Annotated in this window: 27 protein-coding genes; 13 read left to right on the top strand and 14 right to left on the bottom strand. The window is 32.1% G+C overall.

Annotated elements, in window-relative coordinates; genetic code table 11:
- Window positions 1-245 precede the first annotated feature (245 nt).
- The gene (locus tag ACTPNM_RS12235; RefSeq protein WP_164723450.1) at window positions 246-422 is read left to right on the top strand and encodes a hypothetical protein; all 177 of its coding nucleotides are present in this window, start codon (window positions 246-248) and stop codon (window positions 420-422) included.
- Between the two features lie 190 nt (window positions 423-612).
- Here the strand turns inward: ACTPNM_RS12235 and dapA are convergent, their stop codons facing one another.
- From dapA to ACTPNM_RS12250, 3 genes are read right to left on the bottom strand one after another with little or no spacing between them, the layout of a single operon-like run.
- The gene (gene dapA / locus ACTPNM_RS12240; RefSeq protein ID WP_440122077.1) at window positions 613-1,488 is read right to left on the bottom strand and encodes a 4-hydroxy-tetrahydrodipicolinate synthase; all 876 of its coding nucleotides are present in this window, start codon (window positions 1,486-1,488) and stop codon (window positions 613-615) included.
- A complete protein-coding gene (locus tag ACTPNM_RS12245; protein WP_440122078.1) occupies window positions 1,488-2,000 on the bottom strand; it encodes a DUF6913 domain-containing protein in 513 nt (170 codons plus the stop codon). The genes dapA and ACTPNM_RS12245 overlap by 1 nt, the downstream gene beginning before the upstream one ends.
- Before the next feature lie 29 nt (window positions 2,001-2,029).
- Complete coding sequence (locus ACTPNM_RS12250; RefSeq protein ID WP_440122080.1) at window positions 2,030-3,103, bottom strand: esterase-like activity of phytase family protein; 1,074 nt, start codon at window positions 3,101-3,103, stop codon at window positions 2,030-2,032.
- Window positions 3,104-3,178: 75 nt separating this feature from the next.
- Between ACTPNM_RS12250 and ACTPNM_RS12255 the strand changes: the two genes are divergently transcribed.
- The gene (locus ACTPNM_RS12255) at window positions 3,179-3,568 is read left to right on the top strand and encodes a DoxX family membrane protein (protein ID WP_440122082.1); all 390 of its coding nucleotides are present in this window, start codon (window positions 3,179-3,181) and stop codon (window positions 3,566-3,568) included.
- A gap of 45 nt (window positions 3,569-3,613) precedes the next feature.
- On the opposite strand, the gene ACTPNM_RS12260 is transcribed toward ACTPNM_RS12255, so the two are convergent.
- The 7 genes from ACTPNM_RS12260 to ACTPNM_RS12290 all read right to left on the bottom strand — a co-directional run bounded on the left by ACTPNM_RS12260 (window position 3,614) and on the right by ACTPNM_RS12290 (window position 10,957).
- Window positions 3,614-4,072 (bottom strand): GyrI-like domain-containing protein, encoded by a 459-nt coding sequence (locus ACTPNM_RS12260; RefSeq protein ID WP_440122084.1) that lies wholly within the window; start codon window positions 4,070-4,072, stop codon window positions 3,614-3,616.
- A gap of 62 nt (window positions 4,073-4,134) precedes the next feature.
- Complete coding sequence (locus ACTPNM_RS12265; protein WP_440122086.1) at window positions 4,135-4,791, bottom strand: lysoplasmalogenase; 657 nt, start codon at window positions 4,789-4,791, stop codon at window positions 4,135-4,137.
- Between the two features lie 22 nt (window positions 4,792-4,813).
- Window positions 4,814-6,811, bottom strand: coding sequence for an NAD-dependent DNA ligase LigA (ligA, locus tag ACTPNM_RS12270; RefSeq protein ID WP_440122088.1), 1,998 nt, complete (start codon window positions 6,809-6,811; stop codon window positions 4,814-4,816).
- 4 nt (window positions 6,812-6,815) lie between these two features.
- Complete coding sequence (locus ACTPNM_RS12275) at window positions 6,816-7,379, bottom strand: hypothetical protein (protein WP_440122090.1); 564 nt, start codon at window positions 7,377-7,379, stop codon at window positions 6,816-6,818.
- Between the two features lie 132 nt (window positions 7,380-7,511).
- Window positions 7,512-7,874, bottom strand: a complete 363-nt coding sequence (locus tag ACTPNM_RS12280; protein WP_440122091.1) for a hypothetical protein — start codon at window positions 7,872-7,874, stop codon at window positions 7,512-7,514.
- Window positions 7,875-7,972: 98 nt separating this feature from the next.
- Entirely contained in the window at window positions 7,973-9,415 is a 1,443-nt protein-coding gene (locus tag ACTPNM_RS12285) for a glyceraldehyde-3-phosphate dehydrogenase (RefSeq protein ID WP_274640459.1), read from the bottom strand.
- Between the two features lie 153 nt (window positions 9,416-9,568).
- Window positions 9,569-10,957: a trypsin-like peptidase domain-containing protein gene (locus tag ACTPNM_RS12290; RefSeq protein ID WP_440122093.1), complete on the bottom strand. Its 1,389-nt coding sequence runs from the start codon at window positions 10,955-10,957 to the stop codon at window positions 9,569-9,571.
- 136 nt (window positions 10,958-11,093) lie between these two features.
- On the opposite strand from ACTPNM_RS12290, the gene dapF reads away from it, so the two are divergent.
- From dapF to ACTPNM_RS12310, 4 genes are all read left to right on the top strand, one after another.
- Complete coding sequence (gene dapF, locus ACTPNM_RS12295) at window positions 11,094-11,870, top strand: diaminopimelate epimerase (RefSeq protein ID WP_440122095.1); 777 nt, start codon at window positions 11,094-11,096, stop codon at window positions 11,868-11,870.
- Window positions 11,870-12,394 (top strand): GNAT family N-acetyltransferase, encoded by a 525-nt coding sequence (locus ACTPNM_RS12300; RefSeq protein WP_440122097.1) that lies wholly within the window; start codon window positions 11,870-11,872, stop codon window positions 12,392-12,394. Before dapF ends, ACTPNM_RS12300 begins: the two co-directional genes overlap by 1 nt.
- Window positions 12,387-13,415 (top strand): endolytic transglycosylase MltG, encoded by a 1,029-nt coding sequence (gene mltG, locus ACTPNM_RS12305; protein WP_440122099.1) that lies wholly within the window; start codon window positions 12,387-12,389, stop codon window positions 13,413-13,415. The genes ACTPNM_RS12300 and mltG overlap by 8 nt, the downstream gene beginning before the upstream one ends.
- Window positions 13,416-13,613: 198 nt before the next feature.
- Window positions 13,614-14,204 (top strand): peptidoglycan-binding protein LysM, encoded by a 591-nt coding sequence (locus ACTPNM_RS12310; RefSeq protein WP_440122838.1) that lies wholly within the window; start codon window positions 13,614-13,616, stop codon window positions 14,202-14,204.
- Between the two features lie 50 nt (window positions 14,205-14,254).
- On the opposite strand, the gene ACTPNM_RS12315 is transcribed toward ACTPNM_RS12310, so the two are convergent.
- The 3 genes from ACTPNM_RS12315 to dnaA are packed head-to-tail and all read right to left on the bottom strand — an operon-like array spanning window position 14,255 to window position 16,878.
- The gene (locus ACTPNM_RS12315; protein ID WP_440122100.1) at window positions 14,255-14,959 is read right to left on the bottom strand and encodes an SAM-dependent methyltransferase; all 705 of its coding nucleotides are present in this window, start codon (window positions 14,957-14,959) and stop codon (window positions 14,255-14,257) included.
- Window positions 14,959-15,417, bottom strand: coding sequence for a low molecular weight protein-tyrosine-phosphatase (locus ACTPNM_RS12320; protein ID WP_440122101.1), 459 nt, complete (start codon window positions 15,415-15,417; stop codon window positions 14,959-14,961). The genes ACTPNM_RS12315 and ACTPNM_RS12320 overlap by 1 nt, the downstream gene beginning before the upstream one ends.
- A 36-nt stretch (window positions 15,418-15,453) precedes the next feature.
- Window positions 15,454-16,878 (bottom strand): chromosomal replication initiator protein DnaA, encoded by a 1,425-nt coding sequence (dnaA, locus tag ACTPNM_RS12325; RefSeq protein ID WP_274640471.1) that lies wholly within the window; start codon window positions 16,876-16,878, stop codon window positions 15,454-15,456.
- A gap of 172 nt (window positions 16,879-17,050) precedes the next feature.
- Here dnaA and ACTPNM_RS12330 point away from each other — a divergent pair, with 172 nt between their 5' ends.
- The 6 genes from ACTPNM_RS12330 to ACTPNM_RS12355 all read left to right on the top strand — a co-directional run bounded on the left by ACTPNM_RS12330 (window position 17,051) and on the right by ACTPNM_RS12355 (window position 24,006).
- A complete protein-coding gene (locus ACTPNM_RS12330) occupies window positions 17,051-17,458 on the top strand; it encodes an acyl-CoA thioesterase (RefSeq protein ID WP_274640472.1) in 408 nt (135 codons plus the stop codon).
- 19 nt (window positions 17,459-17,477) lie between these two features.
- Window positions 17,478-18,050 (top strand): cob(I)yrinic acid a,c-diamide adenosyltransferase, encoded by a 573-nt coding sequence (locus tag ACTPNM_RS12335; RefSeq protein ID WP_440122102.1) that lies wholly within the window; start codon window positions 17,478-17,480, stop codon window positions 18,048-18,050.
- Window positions 18,051-18,150: 100 nt separating this feature from the next.
- Window positions 18,151-18,372 carry a DUF2795 domain-containing protein gene (locus ACTPNM_RS12340; protein ID WP_047789198.1) on the top strand — a complete coding sequence of 74 codons (222 nt, stop codon included), beginning with the start codon at window positions 18,151-18,153 and terminating at the stop codon, window positions 18,370-18,372.
- Window positions 18,373-18,499: 127 nt separating this feature from the next.
- A complete protein-coding gene (secA, locus tag ACTPNM_RS12345; protein ID WP_440122104.1) occupies window positions 18,500-21,850 on the top strand; it encodes a preprotein translocase subunit SecA in 3,351 nt (1,116 codons plus the stop codon).
- Window positions 21,851-22,020: 170 nt separating this feature from the next.
- Window positions 22,021-22,893 carry a UDP-2,3-diacylglucosamine diphosphatase gene (locus ACTPNM_RS12350; protein ID WP_440122105.1) on the top strand — a complete coding sequence of 291 codons (873 nt, stop codon included), beginning with the start codon at window positions 22,021-22,023 and terminating at the stop codon, window positions 22,891-22,893.
- 96 nt (window positions 22,894-22,989) lie between these two features.
- Window positions 22,990-24,006: a glycosyltransferase family protein gene (locus ACTPNM_RS12355; RefSeq protein WP_440122106.1), complete on the top strand. Its 1,017-nt coding sequence runs from the start codon at window positions 22,990-22,992 to the stop codon at window positions 24,004-24,006.
- Here the strand turns inward: ACTPNM_RS12355 and ACTPNM_RS12360 are convergent.
- Window positions 23,993-24,658, bottom strand: coding sequence for a uracil-DNA glycosylase (locus tag ACTPNM_RS12360; protein ID WP_440122107.1), 666 nt, complete (start codon window positions 24,656-24,658; stop codon window positions 23,993-23,995). The genes ACTPNM_RS12355 and ACTPNM_RS12360 overlap by 14 nt on opposite strands.
- A gap of 37 nt (window positions 24,659-24,695) precedes the next feature.
- On the opposite strand from ACTPNM_RS12360, the gene ACTPNM_RS12365 reads away from it, so the two are divergent.
- Complete coding sequence (locus tag ACTPNM_RS12365; RefSeq protein ID WP_440122108.1) at window positions 24,696-26,903, top strand: endonuclease MutS2; 2,208 nt, start codon at window positions 24,696-24,698, stop codon at window positions 26,901-26,903.
- Window positions 26,904-26,944: the final 41 nt, after the last annotated feature.

A 26,944-nucleotide genomic window follows, 5' to 3' on the forward strand; every position in this document is an offset into this window, starting at 1 on the left:
TAAACAAATGTTAAAATTTATTAAAAATAGAAAAACTTTCATTTTGTTTCCATAAATTTATCGAAACAAAATTGCTTTCTTGAAGAATATAAATAATCAAAAATTATTTTCTGGGAACAAATTTTAATAAAAGAATAACCTAGCAAAACTTATTTATTTTATGATAAATGGGTTTTGAAAATTATAGGCATAAACTTTGGGTGCCTTAAAATGACCAAAGCATATCTAATTATAAAAACTTTAATATGAAAAATTTAAAAAGTTTAGGGAAAATTTTAAACAGTAATGAGCAAAAAGCCGTGCATGGTGGTTTAGATTATCTCAAAGAAGCTTGTGACGAACCTGTATGTTGTTATGAAAGAATGGTTCATGACGGTTGGGGTTGGGTTATGGAGGTAGTTTGTGAAGATAACCCAAACTAATCCTATTCTATATTTTACAATTTCAGATGCCCCTTTTTAGGGGCTTTTTTAATTAGTAAAAAACTATTAAAAACTTATTTATTTAATAATTTATAGTTTTTAAAAACAATGGAAATAATATTCTAACTAAAAAAAGACCATAATATATGAAACTATGGCCTTTTTAACTCCTTGTTTTCTTTATACCTCTTTATAGATTATCTATAAAGTCTGATATTTTTGTTTGTAATTCTTCTGAGGCTGTTACTAATGGTAATCGTACTTCATCTAAACAGATTCCTAACTTTTGTAATACCGCTTTTATTCCCGCAGGATTATTTTCTTCAAAAATTAGATTTACGATATCCATTAATTTGTAGTGTATATCGTAAGCCTCTTTGGCTTTCCCTTCTAACCCTAACTGAATCATTTTTGAAAACTCTTTAGGTAATGCTTGCCCAATTACAGAAATAACTCCTGCTCCACCTGCTAAAGCTACTCCAACAGCCAAATCATCATCACCAGAAATCACTAAAAAATCTTCTGGCTTGTCTTTTAACAACTCATAGTATTGTTGTTGATTGTTTCCTGCTTCTTTAACTGCAACAATGTTTTCAAAATCTCTTGCTAATCGTAAAGTTGTTGCTGGCTCCATATTTTTTGCTGTTCTGCCAGGAACATTATACATAATAATTGGCTTAGGACTCGCTAAAGAAATTGCTTTATAGTGCTGATAGAATCCTTCTTGCGTTGGTTTGCTATAGTATGGAGCTACTGATAAAACCCCATCTATTTCAGATAAGTCTAAAGATTGTAATTCTTCTGCAACAGTTTGTGTGTTGTTTCCTCCAACTCCTAAAACTAAAGGTAAACGTCCTTTATTTTCTTCAGCAATTACTTTAATTATTTCTATTTTTTCTTCTTTAGTAATTGTTGCACTTTCTCCAGTAGTTCCATTTATTACTAAATAGTTTGTACCGTTTTCAATATTGTAATTTACTAACTTTTTAAGTGCTTCGAAATCTACACTTAAATCTTCATTGAAGGGAGTTACCAAAGCTACTCCAGTTCCTACAAACTTTTGCATTATATTTTATTTAAAATCGTTAGGTATTTTTTTAATTCTTGATTTAAAACTGCTTCGTTAAAACTAGTATCAGACACTACTATATCGTACAATCTGTCATCAATTTCTGCAAAACCAGCTTTAAAATCTGCTTGCGACAACAAAGTTACCATATTCGTTAATAAGTTTGACGTTTTTGTATAGTTTATGAGTAGGTCATATTTGTTTTTAACGAAATCTTTTAAATTGTCGGATTTTAAACTCGCTTTGAAACCAAAATCTTTTTCGGTAAAGAACTCTGGAGATGGCTCTTCTTTCTTCGAGTATTCTTTGTAAACTAGTACTCTTATGTCAGTTTTTTGAAAAGGAAAAATGTTTGTTAAATTGGCTATTACTACATTTACTAAAGCTTCATTATCTAGCAAAATTGCTACATTTTTAACTTTGGTTTCTTTATGTGGGGTATTCTCTTTTTTTACAACAAGTTTGTCGTATACTTTCTGAATAGATTTTTTCTTTAGGGTACTTATCATCTGTAAAAATTACGAATAGCTAATTTATATTATTTCTCTTCAATTTCTAATAATAAAAACTGATTTAACTGCTTTCCATACAACTGAAAGTTATCATCAGCCGCTAAGATTAACGATTTGTTTCCGTTTTGCAATATTGGTCCAAAAGTAATTGCTTCAATATTGTCTATAATTCCATCTGTTAATTGATTTTCAACAGTACTAAAATCTAATAATAGTTCTTTTTTTAACGGTGTATATTTTTCGTTTTTTAAAGATTGTATTTCCAAAGTATTTGTTGAAGTATCATTAATAGATGCTTTAAAAATTCTAACTACATTTCCATGACTTCCATAACCACTTTGATAAGCTCTTTCAATTATGAAAAAGTGATTTTTTTGATATTCTAAAATAGCTGTTGTTCCGTTTAGGTTTACATTTCCTTTCGCAGGTTTATCAATTTTTTCTAACTGATAAGCAAATTGCTTCGTCGCCTTTTTTGATTCGTTATCAAAATAGGTAATTCTGATAGGAGATTGTGTTTCATGGAATGTTGGTTCTTCTCCATCTGCTTCTAAAGGAGCTTCCATTGCTACCCAAAAGCCTTTTCCGTCAAAACTTTTTGAAGAACTTTCAAAAACACCATTATGTTTTGGTTTTGCTTTTGATGTTGCTTTGAAGTAACTCGGTATTTCTACCTGACTTTTAAAACTTCCATCTGCATTAATTTCAAATATACTTGGGTCTTTTTTATACCGAATAGATCCTTCACTTACTAAATTTATAGTTCCTTTATCTACAAAAATAGACTCTAAATCTAGTACATGGTTTTTAGTAAACTGACTTGTAGTATCTACTACAATAACTTTTTCAAAGTTTACCGATTGAATTGAGTCACTTTTAACAATAATATCACCTATTAGTATTCTTGGATTTGTAGCATCATCCACTACCATGTAGTAATTGTTATTGTAAAAATCGATTCCAGAAATTCCTCCAACAACAGTATTATCGATTATCAAAGAATCTTTTACCACATATTCATTTAAAAATTTAAGTGAAACTGTTTGCTTTTTACAAGCTACCAAACCCACAACCGATAAAACAAATGCTATTTTTCTCATAAACACAAAAGTATTGTTTTTAGTTTATGTAAGCATTAAAAATTGCAACGTCTAACTTAATAGATTCAATTAATCATGAAAAAATATATTCTTTTAATTTTAAAACTGATAGCGGCTATTATAATGCTTCAGACACTGTTTTTTAAATTTACTGGCGCACAAGAAAGTATTGATTTATTTACTAAAATAGCCGGAAATAATGAAGCTTATATGCGAATAGGAACTGGTGTTTTTGAATTAATTGCTTCTATACTTTTATTTACTCCAAAAAAAACTTGGTTGGGTGCTTTGCTAACTACAGGTTTAATGACTGGAGCAATTATGAGTCACTTAACTATTTTAGGTATTGAACATAACAAAGACGGTGGTACTTTGTTTATAAGTGCTATCGTAACTTTTATCTCTGGAGTGATTTTATTAATTTTCAACAGAAAAAACATTCCAATAGTTGGGGACAAATTATAACTTTATAAATCAAAAAGAGCAGTTTTAAAACTGCTCTTTTTGTTATTAGTTTATTCCTATAAATATTTCTACTTCTGCATTTGCTGGGTCTGATGCTCTTGCCTCATACACCTCATAATCGGAAGTATATGCTCTATTTATATCTTCATTCCAAATCTCTAACCATTTGTTGTAAACAATATTATCAGTTAAACTTCCTTTTGCTACATATGCTTTATAGTTTGGTGCTTCTATTTTTTTACTCACAAACCCTTCAGGTACATTATCTACCTCGTTTACTTTGCAGCCAATGATTGTTGTATATGGTTTCGTATGGTCTGACTCATAATCGGTATACACAGCATATACTTCATTCGAAGATTTATTCGGGATTTTCTCGGCTATATTTTCAGACATGAATCGTTGCCATAAAGCAGGTATATCTTTTGCTGCTTGTTGATTCTCGTTGGTAGTTCTTACCGAGATACCAACAACGTAAAACGGCTCTTTTTGTTCTGTATTCATCTTTTATTTTTAAGTTTTACACAAAAATAAAGCCCGTTGTGTCAACGCTATGTCAGGGGCTTTTAATTTTCTTTAGCTATGATTGCTTTAACAATTAAGTATTGAGAAACGATATATAGGATGATTATAGCAATATCAAACAACCTTTTAGGTGTATAAAAGTTATTTAAAGCTATAAGGCTATCAGAAGCAATAAACAAAATAGCCCCTAATAATAACCATGAATTAGCTGTGTTTTTTTGCTGACGATAATTTAGTAATGCTGCTGTTCCAAATGTTGAAATAGCTATTCCATACACCATAACAGGTAGCAACATATCTCCTAAGTTATTATAAATTAAACCTAAGAGTCCCACAAATAACAATACAAAAGGAATTGCTGATGTTAGTATTTTAACTACTGAATCTTTATACAAAAAGCTTGTCGTTATTTTAATATAGACAACATGTGCTACTAAAAACGAGGCTAAACCAAACACGAAAAAGTTTGTTTTATCTAGCAGGAAAACATCACCCCAAAACGAAAAAAACAAGGCCGATAACAACCAAAAACTAGGCTTTTTTACCGATACTAAATACACTACCGCTAGTGATGTCATTAATAACGGTTTAAAAATCATTTCTATTGTTTTATTTTGTGTAATTACTGCATACACATCAGCAATAGCAACCAATAAAAAAAAGATAGAAGCTAAAGTTATTTTAGTTTGTTTGGTCATGTTTTCCTTTTTTAATTAAAAATTAAGCTATCATATCAATAAACTCTTGTTCTGAGATAATTGGAATTCCTAAACTTTCAGCTTTTGTAAGTTTACTTGGTCCCATATTATCACCAGCAATGATGTATGTTGTCTTTTTAGAAATAGAACTCGATACTTTCCCTCCGTTATCTTCAATTGCTTTTTTTAGTTCAGTTCTACTCATTTGATGAAAAACTCCTGAAACCACAAATACTTTTCCTGCTAGCTTATCTGTCTGTCCTTCTAAGCTCTCTGCAGAGACCTCTAACTGAACTCCGTGCGATTTTAATCGGTTAATTAAATCGATGTTTCCTAAATTGTTCGAAAAATCAATAATACTTTGTGCTATTCTATCTCCAATTTCATCAACTGCAATCAATGTTTCAAAATCTGCATGCATCAAATTATCTATGGATTTAAAATGTTTGGCTAGTTTTTTTGCTACAGTTTCTCCTACAAATCGAATTCCTAACGCAAATAATACTTTTTCAAACGGAATTTCTTTTGATTTTTTAATTCCTTCAATCATATTTTGCGCTGACTTTTCCGCCATTCGCTCTAACGGGATTACTTGTTCTACCGTTAAGTCATATAAATCCGCATAGTTTTTAATCAACCCTTCTTTGCGCAATAAATCTACAGTTTCTCCTCCTAGGCCATCAATATCCATCGCTTTTCTACTGATAAAATGCTTGATTCTTCCAGTAATTTGTGGTGCACACCCAAATTCATTCGGACAATAATGCTTTGCATCTCCTTCAGTTCTGACTAATTCAGTATTACATTCAGGGCAATGTGTAGCATACTCTGTAGGAACAGAATCTACTGGTCGTTTTGTTAAATCAACAGCAATAATTTTCGGGATAATTTCTCCGCCTTTTTCTACAAAAACCGTATCTCCTATTCGTACATCTAATTTTGCTATTTGATCAGCATTGTGTAGTGAAGCTCTTTTTACAATTGTTCCTGCCAATTGCACAGGTTCTAAGTTTGCTACAGGAGTAATGGCTCCTGTACGACCTACTTGGTAAGTAATTTCATTTAACACAGTTGAAACTTGCTCTGCCTTAAATTTATAAGCAATTGCCCAACGAGGTGCTTTTGAAGTATACCCTAGTTCGTCTTGTTGTTGAAACGAATTTACTTTTACCACTACTCCATCTGTTTCATAAGGTAATGTGTGACGCTTAACATCCCATTCATTTACAAAGTTTAACACCTCTTCTATCGACTTGGCTAAAACAATTGTATCTGGAATTTTAAATCCAACTTTTCTTGCCGCTTCTAAACTTTCAAAATGTGAAGCATACTTACGCTCTCTAGTTACTAACTGATACAACAAACAATCTAACGGGCGTTTCGCTACTTCTGCACTATCTTGTAACTTCAAACTTCCACTAGCGGTATTACGCGGATTTCTATAAGGTTCTTCATCATTTGCAACACGCTCTTCATTCATTTTGTGAAATCCATCTAACGGTAAAATGATTTCTCCTCGCATTTCAAAATCAGAAACAAAGTCGTTATTTGGTAATAATGGAATAGATTTTATGGTGCGGATATTGGTTGTTACATTATCTCCTTGAAATCCATCTCCACGTGTAACTGCTTGTACAAACTCACCATTCTCATAAGTAAGATTTATAGAAGCTCCATCATATTTTAACTCACATGTATATTCTACTTGATCGGTTCCTAAAATTTTCTGAACGCGTTTTTCCCAATCTAACAAATCTTCTTTAGAGTATGAATTATCTAATGAATACATCCTATGCTTATGAGTAACCGTTTCAAAGTTTTTAGTAACTTCTCCTCCTACTCGTTGCGTAGGTGAATTCGGATCGAAATATTCTGGGTTTTCGTCTTCTAACTGCTGAAGCTCTTTTAATTTAATATCAAACTCATAATCTGATATAGTTGGCGCATCCAACACATAGTAACTGTGATTATGTGTATGTAACTCTTCTCTTAACTGTTGTATCTTCTCCTTAACTGTCATTAAATTATTTTCTAACGGTACCTGTAAAATGATTGATTTTTGAATTGATTGGGTTTCCTGAGGCTCTTCTAAATGAAGCTAACTGACCTGCATGCCAAATAGCATCAGCAATAGGTCCATTAATAGCGTTCCATAAAGGAAATTCTTTTTCTCCAAAGATTATTTTGAATTGTGACACATCATCACTACTTCTTAAAATATCACTAGCTTGTTTTAAGTTTTCTAAAGTTGCTTTTCTTTTTTCAACAAATGTCATTCCTGATTTTGCTTCTTTATTAGGAACTTTTAATGCTGCATTTTTAATTACTTGCGATAAACTTAACACATGATCTATTGTTTCTTCGGTAGTTTTTGCGTCTTTACTCGGTTTATATTCTAAGTCTTTTTCGGTTAAACCGTCTGTAGCCCAGTAATAACGAAACCCTAATCCATCAATCATCCTACTCACAATGGTTCCTGCTGTAAACTCTTCAGCTTCTTCTGGTATTTCGTAATATGGTAATTTGGATTGTGCGCTTGTTGTTAATGCTGCAAATAGCAATAATATTGGTGTAAGTACTGCTCTCATTTAATCTTATTTTTTGATGCTAATTTAAGGAAAAGATTTATGAGTAATACATGTAAAGTATGATCTACTAAAATAAAAAAACCGAGGCAATCCCTTACCTCGGTCGTTAAAAAACAAACTATGAATGATAGTTTATTTTTTTAACCACATAGTATAGATGGTTTCTTTATTTCTTGCTGAAACTAATAACATTGTTTCGCTAATTTTTTCAATTTTTAAATTCTCTTCAAAGCTTTCGTTGTCAAATTCTAACTCCTTTGCTTCTGTAATTAATTTCCAAGTCCCGTTTTCTTCCTTATTACTCATCACAACCTGATACCTTCCATCAGGACTTAGTTCTAACCAATTCTTTCCTTCTGAGAACTCAAATTTTTCATTTCCAATTTTCATTGAATCTACAAACCATTTTCCAGAAACTAGTGTTTTTAATTCTTGAGAATAACTTAGCGAAGTAGTGCCAAGTAGTAGGAACAGTAATATTATTACTTTTTTCATTGAGGGGACATGTTTAAGGGGTTACTCTTAGTCAAATATAGCAAAAAAGCCGAAGCAAATCAATGCTTCGGCTTTTTTTATCTGTTTTTAACTTTATTTTAATAATAAGTATAACGACGTACTTTAGCAATATGCTTTGCTAAACGCATTACTTGGTGTGAATAACCATATTCGTTATCATACCATACGTAGATTACAATAGTATCTCCATCAGCAATAGTTGCTTTACTATCAAAAATAGAAGGAGCTGTTGTCCCTACAATATCAGAAGACACTAATTCATTACTTAATGAGTATTGAATTTGCTCTACTAAATCTCCTTCTAAAGCGTATTGCTTCATAATAGCGTTAACAGATTCAACTGTTGCCGGAGTTTTTAATTGTAAGTTTAAGATAGCTAATGATCCGTTAGGTACTGGTACACGAATGGCACTTGAAGTTAATTTACCTGCTAATGCTGGCAATGCTTTTGCTACTGCTTTACCTGCTCCTGTTTCGGTAATTACCATATTTAAAGCTGCTGCTCTACCTCTACGGTATTTCTTATGCATATTATCAACCAAGTTTTGATCATTTGTATATGCATGAATTGTCTCTAAGTGTCCTTTTTTAATTCCGAAGTTATCTTCTAACACACTTAATACTGGTGTAATAGCATTAGTTGTACATGAAGCTGCTGAGAAAATATCTATATTATCAGGATTATTTTCTTCATGATTTACTCCGTGCACAATGTTTGGCACACCTGCTCCTGGAGCTGTTAATAATACTTTACTTGCTCCTTTTGCTTTTAAGTGACGACTTAATGCTTCTTCATCTCTAAAAGCTCCTGTGTTATCAATAATTAACGCATCGTTAATTCCATATTTCGTATAGTCAATATCTTCAGGTTGTGCTGCAGAAATCATGTAAACAGTTGTACCATTAATGATTAATGCATTATTATCAGCATCTACTTGAACTGTTCCTAAGAAATCTCCATGAACAGAGTCTACACTTAATAAAGAAGCTCTTTTTTCTAATACTGTTTGATCTATTTTACCACGAGTAACTACTGCTCTTAATCTTAATTGAGAACCTTTCCCCATCTTACTACTCAACTCACGAGCTAGTAAACGACCAATACGTCCAAAACCGTATAATACTACATCTTTTGGTTGAATGTTTTCTGCTTCAGTTGCATCTTTTAGTTGCTCTTTTACAAAAGCTACCTTATCTGCTGATGCATCATCTTGTAAGTGAAATTCGTAAGCTAATTTACCAATATCTAATTTTGATGGTGGTAAATCAATCGATTGAATTGCTTTAGCTATTTCTAAAGCATCTTCTATTGTTATTGGCTTCGCTACAAACTCTTTAGCGTAATCGATTAAGTTTAAAACCTCACTAGCTCTTTTATCTACTAATGGATTTCTAAATAATACTAACTCGATAGATTTATCGTACCATAAATCGTTAACGATATTAATAAACTCAACCGTAGCTCTTCGAACTTGCGCTTGATTTACTACTTCTTTTTCGTAATTTGTTATTGTTGACATAGTTGTGTGTTAACTAAAATTAAAAAATTTGTGCAAAAATAGGTATTTCTTCTTTATTTTTTGTTGGTTTTATAAAAGAAAAAGCCTTGTTAAAACGATTTTAACAAGGCTTTTTCTTTAAGTATATATATTCTAGAGTTTTTTAACCTGTAACTAGTATCTAAATCTTTCTATTTGACCAGAAGGGCTAACCATTTCTAACAAAAGTCTATTTCCACTTCCGTACACACTATCTAACATATTAACAGCCTCTTTTGCTGACATAACTTTCTTTCCGTTAACTTTAGTTAAAATATACCCTTTTCCAACTTCAAACTGTTTGAATGCCATATTTTGAGTACTCTTTATCTTCGCTCCTCCGTCCAATTTAAACTTTTTTCTATCCTCTTTTGTAAGATCTTCAAACTCGGTTTTTAAAACTCTACTTACAGGCAACTTTATAAGTTTAGTTAACTTAACTACTTTGGTAAGCTCTTCTCCATCCCTGTCAATTATTACATTCACGTATTCTCCAGGTCTTTTTGCTGTTAACTGTCCTTTTAAGTCTGAGAACTTAGAAATCTTCACATTGTTTACTTTCGTAATAACATCTCCTTCTTTTAATCCTGCTTTTTTAGCACCTCCTTCTTCTAAAACTTCCCCTATTCTTACTCCTTCAATGTCTTTTGTTCCTGGATCTATACTAATTCCTAAAACAGCTTGTTGTACCGCTCCAAACTCTAACAAATCATCTACTACTTTTTTAGCTATGTTTGACGGCACAGCAAACGAATACCCTATAAAAGAACCTGTTCTTGATGAAATAGCTGTGTTAATTCCTATTAACTCACCTCGTGTGTTTACCAATGCTCCTCCACTATTACCAGGATTTACAGCTGCATCTGTCTGAATAAACGAGTCTATATTGGTGTTTCCATCCAAATCACGTCCTTTTGCACTTACAATACCTGCAGTAACAGTAGATGTTAAATTATAAGGATTCCCTACTGCTAAGACCCATTCTCCTACCTTAATATTATCAGAATTTCCAAAAGGTAAATTAGGCAATTCAAAATCAGCTTCTACTTTCAATAAAGCGATATCGTTACTTTTATCTGCTCCTATTAAAGTTGCTTTTAACTTTTTCTGATTATTTAACGTAATTTCAATATCGCTTGCTCCTTCAATTACATGATTGTTGGTTACAATATACCCGTCAGGAGAAATAATTACGCCGCTTCCTGTACCTACTTGTTGGTACTTTCTCGTTCCACTTCCTCTACCATAAAATAATTCTGCTAACGGGTTTTGTTGTGTTCTTATTGAGGTATTTTTAACATGTACCACCGCATGTACTGTTTTATCTGCTGCTTCTGTAAAATCGGTTGGTATTGATGTTGAGTTTATTACTGTTGGCGTATAGCTTGCCTTTACGGTTTGCATTGTTGGTTCTACCGCTTTTTCTACAATCACCTGCGGTTCTTCTATCAATGCTTTATATCCTGCAAGTGCTATTGCGCCTCCTAAAATCGCAATTCCTAAAGTTCCAATAATTTTCTTCATATGCTTACAAAATTTTATACTCCAAATATACAATTTTAACATTTCAAGTAAATGTGTTTAACTTCTATTTAACTGATTTTAACCGCTATTTAACAATCCTCTTTACTTCATAAAATATGTATCTTTGTCCATTATTATGGATTTAGAATTTTACAAATACCAAGGAACTGGTAACGATTTTATCATGATTGATAATCGTTCAAAAACCTTTCCAAAAAATAAAACTGACATAATTGCAAAATTATGTGATAGAAATTTCGGTATCGGAGCTGATGGTCTTATCTTACTTGAAGAAGATAATACTACCGATTTTAAGATGGTATATTACAACTCTGATGGTAATGAAAGTACTATGTGTGGTAACGGAGGTCGTTGTATTGTAGCTTTTGCTCATAAACTTGGACTTTTCGAAACTGAAACTACTTTTATTGCTATTGATGGATTGCATCATGCCTCTATTTCTAACGACCTGGTTTCTTTACAAATGATTGATGTTGACAAGGTGAATATTTTTGACAAATACGTTTTTACCAATACAGGGTCTCCACACCATGTTCAGTTGGTAAACGATCTTGCTAATTATGATGTCTTTTCAAACGGAAAAGAAATTAGAAATGAAATTTATGGTTCTGAAGGAAGTAATATTAACTTTGTACAACAAATAGCTAACAACACTTTTAAAGTACGTACCTACGAACGAGGAGTTGAAGATGAAACTTTAGCTTGTGGTACTGGTGTTACTGCCGTTGCCATAGCCATGCATGCAACCAAAAAAACAAATAGCTCTTCTATTATTTTACCTGTTGAGGGTGGAGAATTAGAAGTTTCTTTTAAAGAACAAAACGGAATCTATTCTGAGGTCTTTTTAAAAGGACCAGCTACTTTTGTATTTAAAGGCAAAATAAATATTTAGTGCATACGTTAACTGGAACATATATCAAGTTAAGAGCTTTAGAACCTGAAGATTTAGGGTTTTTATTTCAAATAGAAAACAATGAGTCTTTTTGGGAAGTAAGTCATACACAAGCTCCATTTTCTAAATTTTTATTAAAACAATATTTAGAAAACGCTCACTTAGATATTTTTGAAGCTAAACAGTTACGATTAGTTATCGAAGATAAAGTGACTGGTAAATCTATTGGGATGATAGATTTGTTCGATTTTAACCCGCAACATAAAAGAGCTGGTATCGGAATTTTGATCCATCCTGACTTTCAGCAGAAGGGATTTGCCTCTGAAGCTTTACAATTACTAATTAACTATTGCTTTACACATTTGCATTTACACCAATTATATGCAAACATTACAAATGATAATACCAATAGCTTACACCTTTTTGAAAAGCAAAATTTTAAGCTAATTGGAGTAAAGAAAGATTGGATTTTTTACAACGGAACATACAAAGACGAACTATTATTTCAATTAATAAATGAATAAGAAAATTATTTTAGGAGGTATTGCCACCATTTTTTTAATTGGTGGAATTATTGGATTTAACTACTATCAAAAAATATTTGGTAAAGCAGTTACTAAAGATGGGGCTATATATATAGGTTCTAATGCTTCTTTTGTAGATGTAAAAAAACAACTTTCTGATTTTGTTAAACATCCTGAAAATTTTGTTTGGGTTGCAGAAAAGAAAAAATTCACCAAACCTAAAGGTGGAAAATATCTATTAAAAAAAGGGATGAACATGAATGATGTTGTAAACCTTTTACGTAGTGGAAATCAAACTCCAATTACCTTATCATTCAATAATCAAGATACTTTAGAAAAATTAGCAGGAAGAATTGCTGAACAAATTGAAGCAGACTCTATTGCTTTATTACAAGCTATGCAAGATCCTTCTTTTTTAGCTACCAATAAGTTTTCTAAAAAATCTGCATTAGGAATGTACATCCCTAATAGCTACGAGTTTTATTGGAATACTTCTGCTGAAAACTTCCGTGATAAAATGTTACGCGAATACAATCGTTTTTGGACTTCTGCTAGATTAGATAAAGCTAAAAAACTAAACCTTTCAAAAGAAGAAGTAATTACTCTAGCTTCTATCGTTCAGAAAGAAACAGCTAAAAAAGTAGAACGTCCTATTGTTGCTGGTTTATATTTAAATAGATTAAAAGATAATTGGCCTTTACAAGCCGACCCAACAGTTATATATGCAATTAAAGAAGTTAAAGGGCAAGATTTTGTTGTAAAAAGGGTTTTAAACAAAGATTTAGTAATAGACTCCCCTTACAATACTTATAAAAACACAGGACTTCCTCCTACTCTGATTGCAATGCCAGATATTTCATCTATTGATGCTGTTTTAAACCATCAAAAACACAATTATTACTATATGTGCGCAAGTGTTGATAAGATTGGTTTTCATGAATTTGCGAATTCTTTAGCACAACATAATAGAAATGCAGTGAAATATCAACAATGGATAAATCAACAAGGTATAAAGAGATAAATTAACAAAATTTTATTCTTATCAATTTCAACAAAACATTACCAAAAGATTAATAAAAGATATTTATTTTTGTTTTTTACCTAAAAAAAACACAGGAAAACAACTTTATCATCAATAGTTAAAAAACTGTAAATTATTGATTTATAGTCTGTTGTAAAAAAATGCCGTATCTTTGCAGCGCTAAACAGAAAGTATTTAATTATCAGACATTTAGTATTAGTATTTTTAGGATTTGTATTATTAACCAGTTTTACAGAGGCTACAGCTAAAAAAGAAAAAACTACTACAACAACGCCAATACCAATTCATAAGGTAGAAAAGGTTAACATTCCTTTTTTATTAAATGATTTTGTAGGATTTAAAGAAGCTTTAGCTTTTAAAGAATCACAAGGTAAGTATAGAGTAGTTAACACACTTGGATATTTAGGGAAATACCAATTTGGTAAAGAAACCCTAAAAAGATTTAGAATTTACAACACCACTCATTTTCTTAAAAACCCTGAATTACAAGAACGTACATTTGTTGCTTATTGTAAATTAAACAAATGGATTTTAAGAAAAGACATTAAGAGAAGTGTTGGCAAAACCATTAATGGTGTTAAAATAACCGAATCTGGTATTTTAGCAGCAGCACATTTAAGTGGTGCAGGTAATGTAAAAAAGTTCTTACGTTCAAACGGGTCTATCCGTTTTAATGATGCCTATGGAACCTCTATACAATCATACCTTAAAAAGTTTGCTGGTTATGATGTTTCCAACATCAAAGCCAATAAAAAACCAACGGTTTAATTAATAAGAAAACAAATAAAAAAAAGCATCGATTAAATCGATGCTTTTTTTTATTTATGGATGATAAAGATTGCTGGTCGTTTATGTAAATCAGTTTTTACATGTTTCCATTCTTTTACCGTTAGTGTTTTAATATACTCTGTTGGAAGTGTAATATCACACGCCACGCAAACCCTTGTATCAGGAGATAAAGTAGCGCGTAAATCATCTAACATTTTTTCATTCCTGTAAGGAGTTTCGATAAAAAGCTGTGACTGATTTTTTTCTTTTGAAAGCTTCTCTAAATCTTTAATTGCTTTTTTTCTGTCTGACTTATCAATAGGTAAATATCCGTTAAACGCAAAACTCTGCCCATTCATACCAGAAGCCATAATTGCCAACAAAATAGAAGAAGGTCCTACCAATGGAACTACCTGAATTCCTTTTTGATGCGCTAACTTCACAATACTTGCACCTGGATCTGCCACTGCTGGTACTCCTGCCTCAGAAAGTAAACCAACAGATATTCCTTTTTCACAGGCATCTAAGTAATTCTTGGTTTCTAAATCATCTGAATACTTATCTAATAACATCAACTCCAATGAAGGTTGCGATTTTGTTGGTGTAATTCTTTTAATAAACCTTCTAGCTGATTTTTCGTTTTCAACAATAAAGTAATCTAATTGTTCTACCACCTTTTTTACTGATAACGGCACTACCTCCAATGGTTCAGTATCCCCTAGCGTTGTAGGAATCAAGTATAATTTACCTTTCATTATTTCTGTTCTAATTTTGAAGCTATAATTTCACACGCTTCATCTAACATTTTGTACACATTTTCAAAACCTTGATCTCCTCCATAGTACGGATCTGGAACATTCCTGTTTTCTTTAGGATGTAATTCGTTCAAAATCATTTTTACTTTTTCATGCTGCTCTTGATTTTCAGACATAGCTACAATATCACCATAATTACTTTGATCCATAGCAAAAATCATGTCAAAATTATCAAAATCAGCTTTTACAAACTTTCTTGAACGTTGATTTGTAATATCAATCCCGTATTTTCTAGCTACTTCAATAGAGCGACCATCAGGTAATTCACCTACATGATAATCCGAAGTACCAGCCGAATCTACTGTAAAATTTTCTGAGGATAATTTAGATTGTAAAATTCCCTCAGCAAGAGGAGATCGACAAATATTTCCTAAACAAACCATTAATATTTTTTTCATACTCATAAAAAAACCTCACTAGGTGAGGTTCGTTGTTTATAAAGTTAACTTTTTTGTTAAGTCTTCTACGTACTTTTTAAACTGCTTATCAGTTTCAGTCAAATTATCAACAGTTTTACACGCATGTAACACAGTAGCGTGATCTCTTTTTCCTATTTGACTTCCAATACTTGCTAATGATGACTTTGTCATACGTTTTGCAAAATACATAGCTAACTGACGCGCTTGTACGATATGACGTTTACGTGTTTTAGATTGTAAGGTTGCCACATCCATATCAAAGTATTTTGATACTACTTTTTGAATGTAATCAATAGACAATTCTTTTTTCGTATTCTTAACAAATTTGTCTACAATCTGTTTTGCTAATTCAATTGTAAACTCTTTTCTATTAAAAGAAGCTTGAGCTATCATTGAAATTATCACTCCTTCTAGCTCACGAACATTAGATTTGATATTTTTTGCTATATACTCAACAATTTCTTCAGGCATTTCAACACCATCTCTGTACAATTTGTTTTGTAAAATAGAAACTCTTGTTTCGTAATCTGGTGCTTGTAGTTCAGCTGACAATCCCCATTTAAAACGAGAAAGTAAACGTTGTTCGATATCTTGCATATCAACAGGTGCTTTATCCGAAGTTAAAATAACCTGTTTTCCATTTTGATGTAGGTGATTAAAAATATGAAAGAACACATCTTGTGTTCCTGCTTTTCCTGATAAAAACTGCACATCATCAATAATCAAGACATCAATCATTTGGTAGAAATGAATAAAATCATTTCTAGTATTTGATTTTACAGAATCAATAAACTGTTGTGTAAATTTTTCAGAAGAAATATACAGTACCGTTTTATCTGGGTATTTATCTTTTATTTCAACACCTATAGCATGTGCTAAGTGTGTTTTTCCTAATCCAACCCCTCCATATATTAATAATGGGTTGAATGAAGTTCCACCTGGTTTATTTGCTACAGCCATACCTGCTGAACGTGCCAATCTGTTAGAATCTCCTTCAACAAAATTCACAAAATTATAATTTGGATTTAGTTGAGATTCTATTTTCACCTTTTGTAACCCCGGAATAACAAATGGGTTTTTAAGTTCTCGTTTTGACTCTAACGGAACTGTTACCTTTTGCGGTTTTAAAGGATTACGGTTTGAACTAGGTATTTTTACAGTCTGAGGGCTATTGCTACTATACGTATTCTCCATACGTACATCGTAAATTAATTTAGCATCATTTCCTAACTGACGAACCAAAGCTACTCTTAACAGTTTTATGTAATGCTCCTCTAACCACTCGTAAAAAAACTTACTTGGTACTTGAACTGTCAAAGCTTCCCCTGCCAATTTAATAGGCTTTATCGGCTCGAACCAAGTCTTATATGCCTGTGGCTTAATGTTATCCTTAATAAAAGACAAGCATTCCATCCAAACTGAATCGGCTGTTTTAGTCATATTGGTAAAAAACAATTTTAGTTGTTAATTTTTATTCAGGTTTAGGGGACACCAAACATGAAAGTCTGGGCGAACAAAAGTGTGAATAAATTTTAGTATAAAAAAATCAAATCACTATTGACTTTTATTTTTTTTTTGCGTATCGTTAATGCAATTAAAACAAAAAATTCTTTTGCAAAAACATCACACATCTATACGTGTTCGGTATGCTGAAACTGATCAAATGGGAGTAGTTTATCATGGAAACTACGCACAATTTTTTGAGATTGGTCGTACCGAATGGCTACGTTCTCTGGGCGTTACATACAAATATATGGAAAAAACAGGAATCATGTTGCCTGTTATTTCTTTATCTTGTAACTTTAAAAAGTCGGCATTATATGACGATGAGTTAACCATTACAACCATTTTAAAAAAAACACCTTCAGTAAAAATTGAATTCGACTATGAAATTACCAATCAAAATAACGAACTAATTTCAACTGGAAATACTGTGTTAGCATTTATTAACAATAAAACAAAAAAACCTATGCGTTGTCCTGATTATATTTTAGATAAATTAGCTGTCTTAAAAAAATAATCAAACTAGTAAAAAACATATGAAAATATATACAAAAACAGGTGATAAAGGTACCACTGCCCTATTTGGTGGCACTCGAGTACCAAAACACCATTTAAGAATAGAAAGCTATGGAACTGTTGATGAACTTAACTCATATATTGGCTTAATTAGAGATCAAAACATTGATGACGCTCTAAAAAAGAAATTAACAAAAATTCAAAGCGATTTATTCACATTAGGTGCAATGTTAGCTACACCACCAGAAAAGGAAACTTTAAAAAGTGGTAAAGAACGCTTAAACATTCCTAAAATTAATGAAGACTCAATTCAGTTTTTAGAAGACGAAATTGACCTTATGAATAAGGATCTACCTCAAATGACACACTTTGTATTACCAGGCGGTCACCAAACCGTGTCATTTTGTCACATAGCACGCTGCGTATGCCGTAGATCGGAACGATTAGCCGTGGCTTTAAACGAAGAAGAAACAATTAGCGATACTGTTTTAAAGTATTTAAACCGACTTTCTGACTACCTTTTTGTGTTGGCACGGAAGTTGACTCAAGACTTACAAGCTGAGGAAATTAAATGGATTCCTGAAAAGCTTTAACTAAGTTCTTTAATTATTGATTTCACATTTTTTAAAAAAAACTTGACTTTTTACAAAAAAAAATTATTTTTGCGGAAAATCTTATTAAACAGATAAAGAAATGTATTGGACACTTGAATTAGCATCTTATTTAGCAGATGCACCCTGGCCTGCAACTAAAGACGAATTAATTGATTACGCTATTCGTACTGGAGCACCGTTAGAAGTGGTAGAAAACTTACAAGATATCGAAGATGAAGGTGAGGCATACGATTCTATTATTGAAATCTGGCCAGATTACCCTACTGAAGAAGATTATCTTTGGAATGAAGATGAATACTAGAAAAAATAAATAATAAAAAGTCTCTTTTACAGAGGCTTTTTTTTTGCTTACTTTTAAGCACTCAATAAAAAACACAAAAAACGCTAATTAAAAACAACTTAATTAGCTATAAAACAATATTTTACAAATGAGCGTTTTAAATTCGATTATAAAACTATTTGTTGGAGACAAACAACAAAAGGACCTAAAATCACTACAACCGATCGTCGAAAAGGTACGATCTTTTGAAAATTCATTAAACAGTTTATCAAATGATGAATTACGGGCAAAAACAATCGAATTTAAATCGAAAATTAAAGACGCTACCAAATCTTTTAACGATAAGATAACTGAACTTGAGGAAGAAGCTAAAAGTGCAGATATTGATCGTCAAGAAGACATTTATACAGAAATTGATAAATTAAAAGACGAAGCTTACGAAGCTTCAGAAGCTGTTTTATTAGACATCATGCCTGAGGCTTTTGCAGTTGTAAAAGAAACTGCGAAGCGTTTTACCAAAAACACAGAATTAGAAGTAACTGCTACTCCTTTCGATAGAGAGTTATCTGCTACTAGAGAACATATTACACTAGAAGACGACAAAGCTTTTTGGGCTAATTCATGGGATGCTGCAGGTAAAGAGGTTATTTGGGACATGATTCATTATGATGTTCAGTTAATTGGTGGGTCAGTTTTACACCAAGGTAAAATTGCTGAAATGATGACAGGGGAAGGTAAAACGTTAGTTTCTACTCTACCTGTATACTTAAACGCTTTAACAGGTAACGGAGTTCACGTTGTTACAGTAAACGACTACTTAGCAAAACGTGACCGCGCGTGGATGGCTCCTATTTTTGAGTTCCACGGGTTGTCTACTGACTGTATTGATTTCCATCAGCCAAACTCAGAAGCACGTAGAGAAGCTTATAATGCCGATATCACTTATGGAACCAACAATGAATTTGGTTTTGATTACTTACGTGACAACATGGCTAACTCTAAAAAAGATTTAGTACAACGTGCACCAAACTATGCTATTATTGATGAGGTAGATTCTGTTTTAATTGATGATGCTCGTACGCCGTTAATTATTTCTGGACCAGTACCACAAGGAGATAGTCACGAATTTAATGAATTAAAACCTCTAGTTGCCGATTTAGTTTCACTTCAAAATAAATATCTAGTAGGTGTTTTAGCAGAAGCTAAACGTTTAATTAAAGAAGGAGACACTAAAGAAGGTGGTTTCTTATTATTAAGAGTTTACAGAGGTCTTCCTAAAAATAAAGCCTTAATTAAGTTTTTATCTCAAGAAGGAGTTAAACAAATCCTTCAAAAAACTGAAAACTTTTACATGCAAGACAACAACAAGCTAATGCCTGAAGTTGATGCAGAATTATGGTTTACTATTGAAGAAAAAAACAACCAAATTGATTTAACTGATAAAGGTATTGCACACCTTTCTGATATTACAAAAAATGAAACATTCTTCGTTTTACCAGATATTAGTGTAAAAGTTGGTCAAATAGATAATAGCGACATTACTCCTGAAGAAAAAGCTGATCAAAAAGAGGAATTGTACCGTGAGTTTAGTGTAAAAAGTGAGCGAATTCATACCATGAACCAACTTTTAAAAGCATACACTGTTTTTGAAAAAGATGTGGAATATGTGGTAATGGATAACAAAGTAATGATTGTAGACGAGCAAACTGGTCGTATTATGGACGGTCGTCGTTACTCTGACGGATTACACCAAGCAATTGAAGCTAAAGAAAATGTGAAGATTGAAGACGCTACGCAAACGTTTGCTACCGTTACTTTACAGAACTACTTTAGAATGTACCGTAAGCTATCTGGTATGACAGGTACTGCAATTACAGAAGCTGGTGAATTCTGGGAAATCTACAAATTAGATGTTGTTGAAATTCCAACAAACAAACCAATTCAAAGAGACGACAAACAAGATTTAGTTTATAAAACTACTCGTGAAAAGTACAACGCTGTAATTGAAGATATCGTAAAATTAGTTGGAGAAGGAAGACCAGTACTAGTAGGTACTACTTCTGTTGAAATCTCTGAATTATTAGGAAGAATGTTACAAATCCGTAAGATTCCTCACAATATATTAAATGCAAAATTACACAAGAAAGAAGCAGATGTAGTTGCTGAAGCTGGTAAACCTGGAGTGGTAACCATTGCAACAAACATGGCTGGTCGTGGTACCGATATTAAATTATCTGAGGAAGTAAAAGCTGCAGGTGGTTTAGCTATTATTGGTACAGAGCGTCATGATTCTCGTCGTGTAGACCGTCAGTTACGTGGTCGTGCAGGACGTCAAGGGGATGTAGGTTCTTCTCAATTCTATGTAGCTTTAGACGACAACTTAATGCGTTTATTTGGTTCAGAAAGAATTGCGAAGATGATGGATAGAATGGGATTAAAAGAGGGCGAAGTTATTCAGCACTCTATGATTTCAAAATCTATTGAAAGAGCTCAGAAAAAAGTAGAAGAAAACAACTTTGGTATTCGTAAGCGTTTATTAGAGTATGATGATATTATGAACGCACAACGTGAGTTTGTATACAAGCGTCGTCGTCATGCTTTAGATGGAAAACGTTTACAAATTGATATTGCAAATATGATTTATGATACTTGTGATTCAATTATCAGAAAAAACAAAGAAGCAAAAGACTTCCAAAACTTTGAATTCGAATTAATCCGTTTCTCTGCAATGACTTCTCCTTTTTCTGAAGAAGAATTCAATAAAACATCAGAGCAAGATTTAATTGACAAGCTATACAAAATAGTAACAGAACACTACAAAAACGATGCTGAAAGAAATGCTGAAAATGCGTTCCCTGTAATTAAAAATGTTTTCGAAAATGAAGGTGATCGTTATGAGCGCATCGTAGTTCCTTTTACAGATGGTTCTAAAACACTACAAGTAGTTACCAACTTAAAAGAAGCTTACGAAAGTGAAGGTAAGTCATTAGTTAATGATTTTGAAAAAAACATCACTTTAGCGATTATTGATGAAAACTGGAAGGATCACTTACGTAAAATGGATGAGTTGAAACAAACTGTTCAAAATGCTACGTACGAACAAAAAGATCCTTTATTAGTTTATAAATTTGAGGCTTTCGAATTGTTCCAAGAAACAATTGATAAAATCAACAAAGAGGTATTATCTTTCTTATTCAAAGGAAAATTACCAAGTCAAGAAGCTTCACAAGTATCAGAAGCTCGTGAACAACAACGTGAGCAATTAGATTTACGTAAAGACGAGGTTCAAAACTCAACACAGCAAGCTATTAGCAATGCTCGTAATCAACAAACACAAGAACAGCAAGCTGTAGAAACTATTGTTCGTGAACAACCAAAAATTGGTCGTAACGAAAAAGTTACTATCAAAAATGTAATGTCTGGTGAAGAAAAAGAGGTTAAGTACAAGCAAGCTATTCCTTTATTAGAAAAAGGAGAATGGGTATTGTACAACAAGTAATCTTTTTTAAACAAACTATATATAAAAAGCTCGGTAAAACCGAGCTTTTTACTTTTACATAACCTTTACCACACTTTTTAGTAAAGATTTCATTACCAATAATTTATAATCACTTCACTTTTTAAAAACATTCGAAAAGTAACTTTGATACATATCGAAGTATACTTAGAATGAAAAAACACAAAAAACGTAAATTAGATATTGCTGTAATATCAGATGTTCACTTAGGAACTTTTGGTTGCAGAGCTACAGAACTTCATAATTACCTAAAAACCATCAATCCGAAAATATTGATTCTAAACGGTGATATTATTGATATTTGGCAGTTTAACAAACGTTACTTCCCTAAACCTCACATGAAAGTCATCAAGCAACTGATGAACTTTATTACCTCTGGAACAAAAGTTTACTATATCACAGGAAATCACGATGAAATGTTACGCAGGTTTAAAGGTTTTCGCTTAGGAAGCTTTGAAATTGTGAATAAGGTAGTACTTGATATCGATGGTAAAAAGGGATGGTTCTTTCACGGAGATGTTTTTGATGTAACCATGCAACATTCTAAGTGGCTTGCGAAATTAGGCGGAATGGGTTATGATTTTTTAATCCTTATTAATACGGTTGTAAACTGGGTAAGTCATAAACTAGGATACGGCAGGCTCTCCTTCTCCAAAAAAATTAAAAACAGCGTAAAAAGTGCCATTAAATTTATTAATAATTTTGAAACTACTGCTGCTGATATTGCTATTGATGAAGGGTATGATTATGTAGTCTGCGGACATATTCATCAACCAGAAATAAGAACTATCGAAACTGAAAAAGGAAGCACCACTTACTTAAACTCTGGCGATTGGATTGAAAATTTAACAGCTTTAGAATATAAAAACAAAACATGGTCTTTATATGAATACGAAAAAGATGAGATAGCTAAAAATATTCATTTAGACTACCCTGTAAAAGATTTAGAGCTAATTAGTTCTGAACACAATAATAGCGAACTTTTTACAGAGCTCCTCAAAGAGTTTAATATTAAAACCCAATAACTATGAAGCCAATAATGGGCATTATGTTAGGAAATAGTCAGTACCTACTTAATAGGTAATTTTCTGAAAACAACCAATAATAAAAAATTAAAAAAGATGAAAATATTATACGCCTTCCAAGGAACTGGAAATGGACATGCAAGTAGAGCCTTAGAGATAATCCCACATTTACAGAGACGTGGTGATGTTGATGTACTGGTTAGTGGATCTCAATACGAAATAGAGCTTCCTTTCGACATAAAATATAAATTACATGGATTAGGCTTCGTTTTTGGTAAAAAGGGTGGAATCGACCTAATTAGCACCTTAAAAGACTTAAACCTAAAGAAAGTTTACAAAGAAATTAAAACGTTACCTGTAAAAGAATACGATTTGGTCATTAACGATTTTGAACCAATATCTGCTTGGGCATGTCTTTTTAGAAATGTACCTATTATTTCATTAAGCAACCAAAATGCTTTATTAAATGAGAAAAACTCAGCTTTTAAAAAGTTTAGATTAGAACGTTTAATCATTAAATATTACGCACCCGCAAAAAATAAATTCGGTTTTCATTTTAAAACACACTCGTCTTCTACTTTCTTGCCTATAATCCGTAAAGAAATTCGCTATAGAAATATTACAAACAAAGGACATTATACTGTGTATTTACCTTCTTATAGCGATGAAAAAATAGTCAAAGTACTTTCAAAAATAAAAGACATAAAGTGGCAAGTCTTTTCTAAGAAAACAAAAGAACATCAATTTTTTCATAATATTACAATCCTACCAATTAACGACGATGCATTTATCCGAAGTATGGCTTCTTCAAAAGGAATAATTTGCGGAGCAGGCTTTGCAACACCTACTGAAGCGTTGTATTTACGTAAAAAACTATTGGTTATTCCTATGAAAAATCAATACGAACAACAATGTAATGCTGTTACTTTAAAAGAAATGGGAGTTACTGTTGTAAAAAAATTGAGTAGAAAACAGCTTCCTAAAATTGAAAAATGGATTAATACTAACAAAGTTGTTGAAGTTCATTACCCTGATGTTACTGAAGATATGTTAGATGCTATTATTTTACCCTACTACAACAAAACTATTTTACCCGAAATTACCATTGAATAGTTGATGTACCTTTACTTTGTAAAAAATCGTTGGTTTTAGAAAAATGTTTGTTCTCAAACCAATATCCTCTATTAGCGCTTAATGGTGATGGATGGCCCGAGGTTAAAATATGATGCTTATTTTTATCAATAAGCTTTGCTTTTTTCTTAGCAAAACCTCCCCAAAGTAAAAACACAACATCCTTTTTTTCTTCAGAAATTTTCTGAATTACGGCATCAGTAAATTGTTCCCAACCTTGCTTTTGGTGGCTTCCTGCCTCCCCTGCTCTTACGGTTAAAGTTGCGTTTAATAACAACACCCCTTGTTTTGCCCAACGGGATAAATCGCCACTTTTTGGGTATGGAATATTTACATCCTTTTCAATTTCTTTAAAAATATTAATTAATGATGGTGGATGTGTAATACCATCATGTACCGAAAAACACAATCCATTTGCCTGCCCTACTCCATGGTATGGATCTTGCCCTAAAATCACCACTTTTAAATCATCTAACGCACAAAAATCAAACGCTGCGAAAATATCTGATCCTTTTGGGTAACACATATGGTTTGAATATTCATTTTTAACAAATTCAGTAAGATTTTCAAAATATGGTTTCTCAAATTCAGGTTGTAAAATATTTTTCCAGCTATCATTAATTTTTACTTGCATTGTTTGTTATTTTTGTCGTGGTTTCAAATATACTATTTTGACTAAAAACATTACAGAAAAAACACTTCAAGATTTAGAGTTTACAACAGTTTTAGAACAAGTTGCAACGCATTGTATTTCAAATTTAGGAAAAGAAAAAACAATGCTAATTCAGCCTATTTCAAACAAAAAAAAGTTATTTTTTGAGTTGAATATGGTGAATGAATATCTGTCTTCTTTTGAAAACGAAAACAGAATTCCGAATCATTATTTTGAAGATATTTCTGAGGAAATTAAACGACTTGCTATTGAAAATAGTTTTTTAGAAACAGATGGTTTCTTAAAAGTTTCATCAGTTTCAGAAACAGTAAATGAACAAAAGAAGTTTTTAAAGAAGTTTCAAACCTACTATCCTACGCTATTTTCTCTAAGTGATGAAGTTGAGTTCACCACGGTTATTGTAGATAATATTAAAAAAGTTATTACCCCCTATGGTGAGGTTGCGGATAATGCTTCTACAGCTTTAAAACAAATACGAAAAGAAATTGGTTCCGTAAGAGGTAAAATTTCTGAAAGCTTTTCTCGCGCTTTGAGTAAAAATATATCGAGTGGATATTTAGATGATATTAAAGAAACCGTTATTGACAATCAACGTGTGTTAGCTGTTTTAGCTATGCACAGACGTAAGGTTAAAGGAAGTTTATTAGGTTCTTCTAAGTCAGGAAACATTGTATATATCGCTCCACAAGCCACGTTGGCTTACAGTAGAGAATTACAAAACCTTTTGTATGAAGAAAAGCAAGAAGTAGTACGCATACTAAGGAGTCTAGCTACTGAAATACGCCCTTATACTCCGCTATTAAATGAGTATGTTTCGTTTTTAACACATTTAGATGTGGTGGGTGCTAAAGCAAAATATGCTAAGAGCATCAACGGACTACTTCCTAAAATTACGAAGGAAAAAAAGGTTTTTCTAAAAAATGCTTTTCATCCTATTTTATGGCAAAAAAATAAGGCTAAGGATATTGAAACTATTCCGCAGACCATTCAATTAAGTGAACAACAACAAATTATTGTTATTTCAGGACCAAATGCTGGTGGTAAAAGTATTACACTTAAAACAATTGGCTTGTTACAAGTCATGTTACAAAGTGGGTTATTGATTCCTGTTCATGAACGTAGTGAAACCACTCTTTTCAATACTATCTTAACTGATATTGGTGATAATCAATCTATCGAAAATCAATTAAGTACCTATAGTTATCGATTAAAAAACATGCGTTACTTTTTAAGAAAGTGTAACGATAACACCTTGTTTTTAATTGATGAATTTGGTACGGGTTCAGATCCTGAATTAGGAGGTGCTTTAGCTGAAATTTTCTTAGAAGAGTTTTATGAAAAGAAAGCCTTTGGAATTATAACCACTCACTACGCCAACCTAAAAGTATTGGCAGATGAGTTAGATAATGTTACCAATGCTAATATGCAGTTTGACGAACGTACTTTAGAACCTTTATACAAATTGTACATAGGGCAAGCAGGAAGTTCTTTTACGTTTGAGGTAGCACAGAAAAACGGAATTCCATATAGTTTAATTAACCGTGCTAAAAAGCGCGTTGAAACTGAAAAAGTTCGTTTAGACAAAACAATTTCTAAACTTCAAAAGGAGCGAAATCGTTTGCAAAAAACTTCTGAAAGTTTAAACAAACAAAAATCTAAAGGACAAGAGCATATTGAAAACTTACAAGAGAAAGAGCTTAAAATACGTGAAAAGCTAGAAGGTTTTCAAGAATTATACGATAACAACCAACGTATGTTATCTTTAGGAAGGAATATTAATGAAATGCTTAATAAATACTTCCAAACAAATAATAAAAAAGAGCTTTCTGCTAGTTTTTTTAAATGGGCAATGGCAGAAAAGACCAAGTATATAAAGAAAAATCCACCTAAAAAGAAAACCAAAACAGAAAAGAAAGAAGACAAAGTTGCTACACAAAAACAACAGGAGGCAATTAAAAAAGTAGAAAAGGAAGTGCTTCAAAAAGTTGTAAAGGTTCGAGAAGAAAAGAAAAAAGAAGCGGAAAAAATTGCAAAAGAAAGAGCTGCCTATATTTTTAAAGTAAATGACAGAGTTCGTTTAATTGACGGAAACGCTGTAGGAACCATTGATAAAATAGAAAAGAAGAAAGCGTTTATTAATTACGGTTTGTTTACTACGGAAGCTAAAATAGAACAGTTAGAATTGGTAGAACGTGCTAAAAAATAAACTATTAGCAGAAAAAATTATCTAGCCACTTACAACCTAAA

This window comes from Tenacibaculum sp. Ill, assembly GCF_051938915.1.
Taxonomy (GTDB): domain Bacteria; phylum Bacteroidota; class Bacteroidia; order Flavobacteriales; family Flavobacteriaceae; genus Polaribacter; species Polaribacter larymnensis.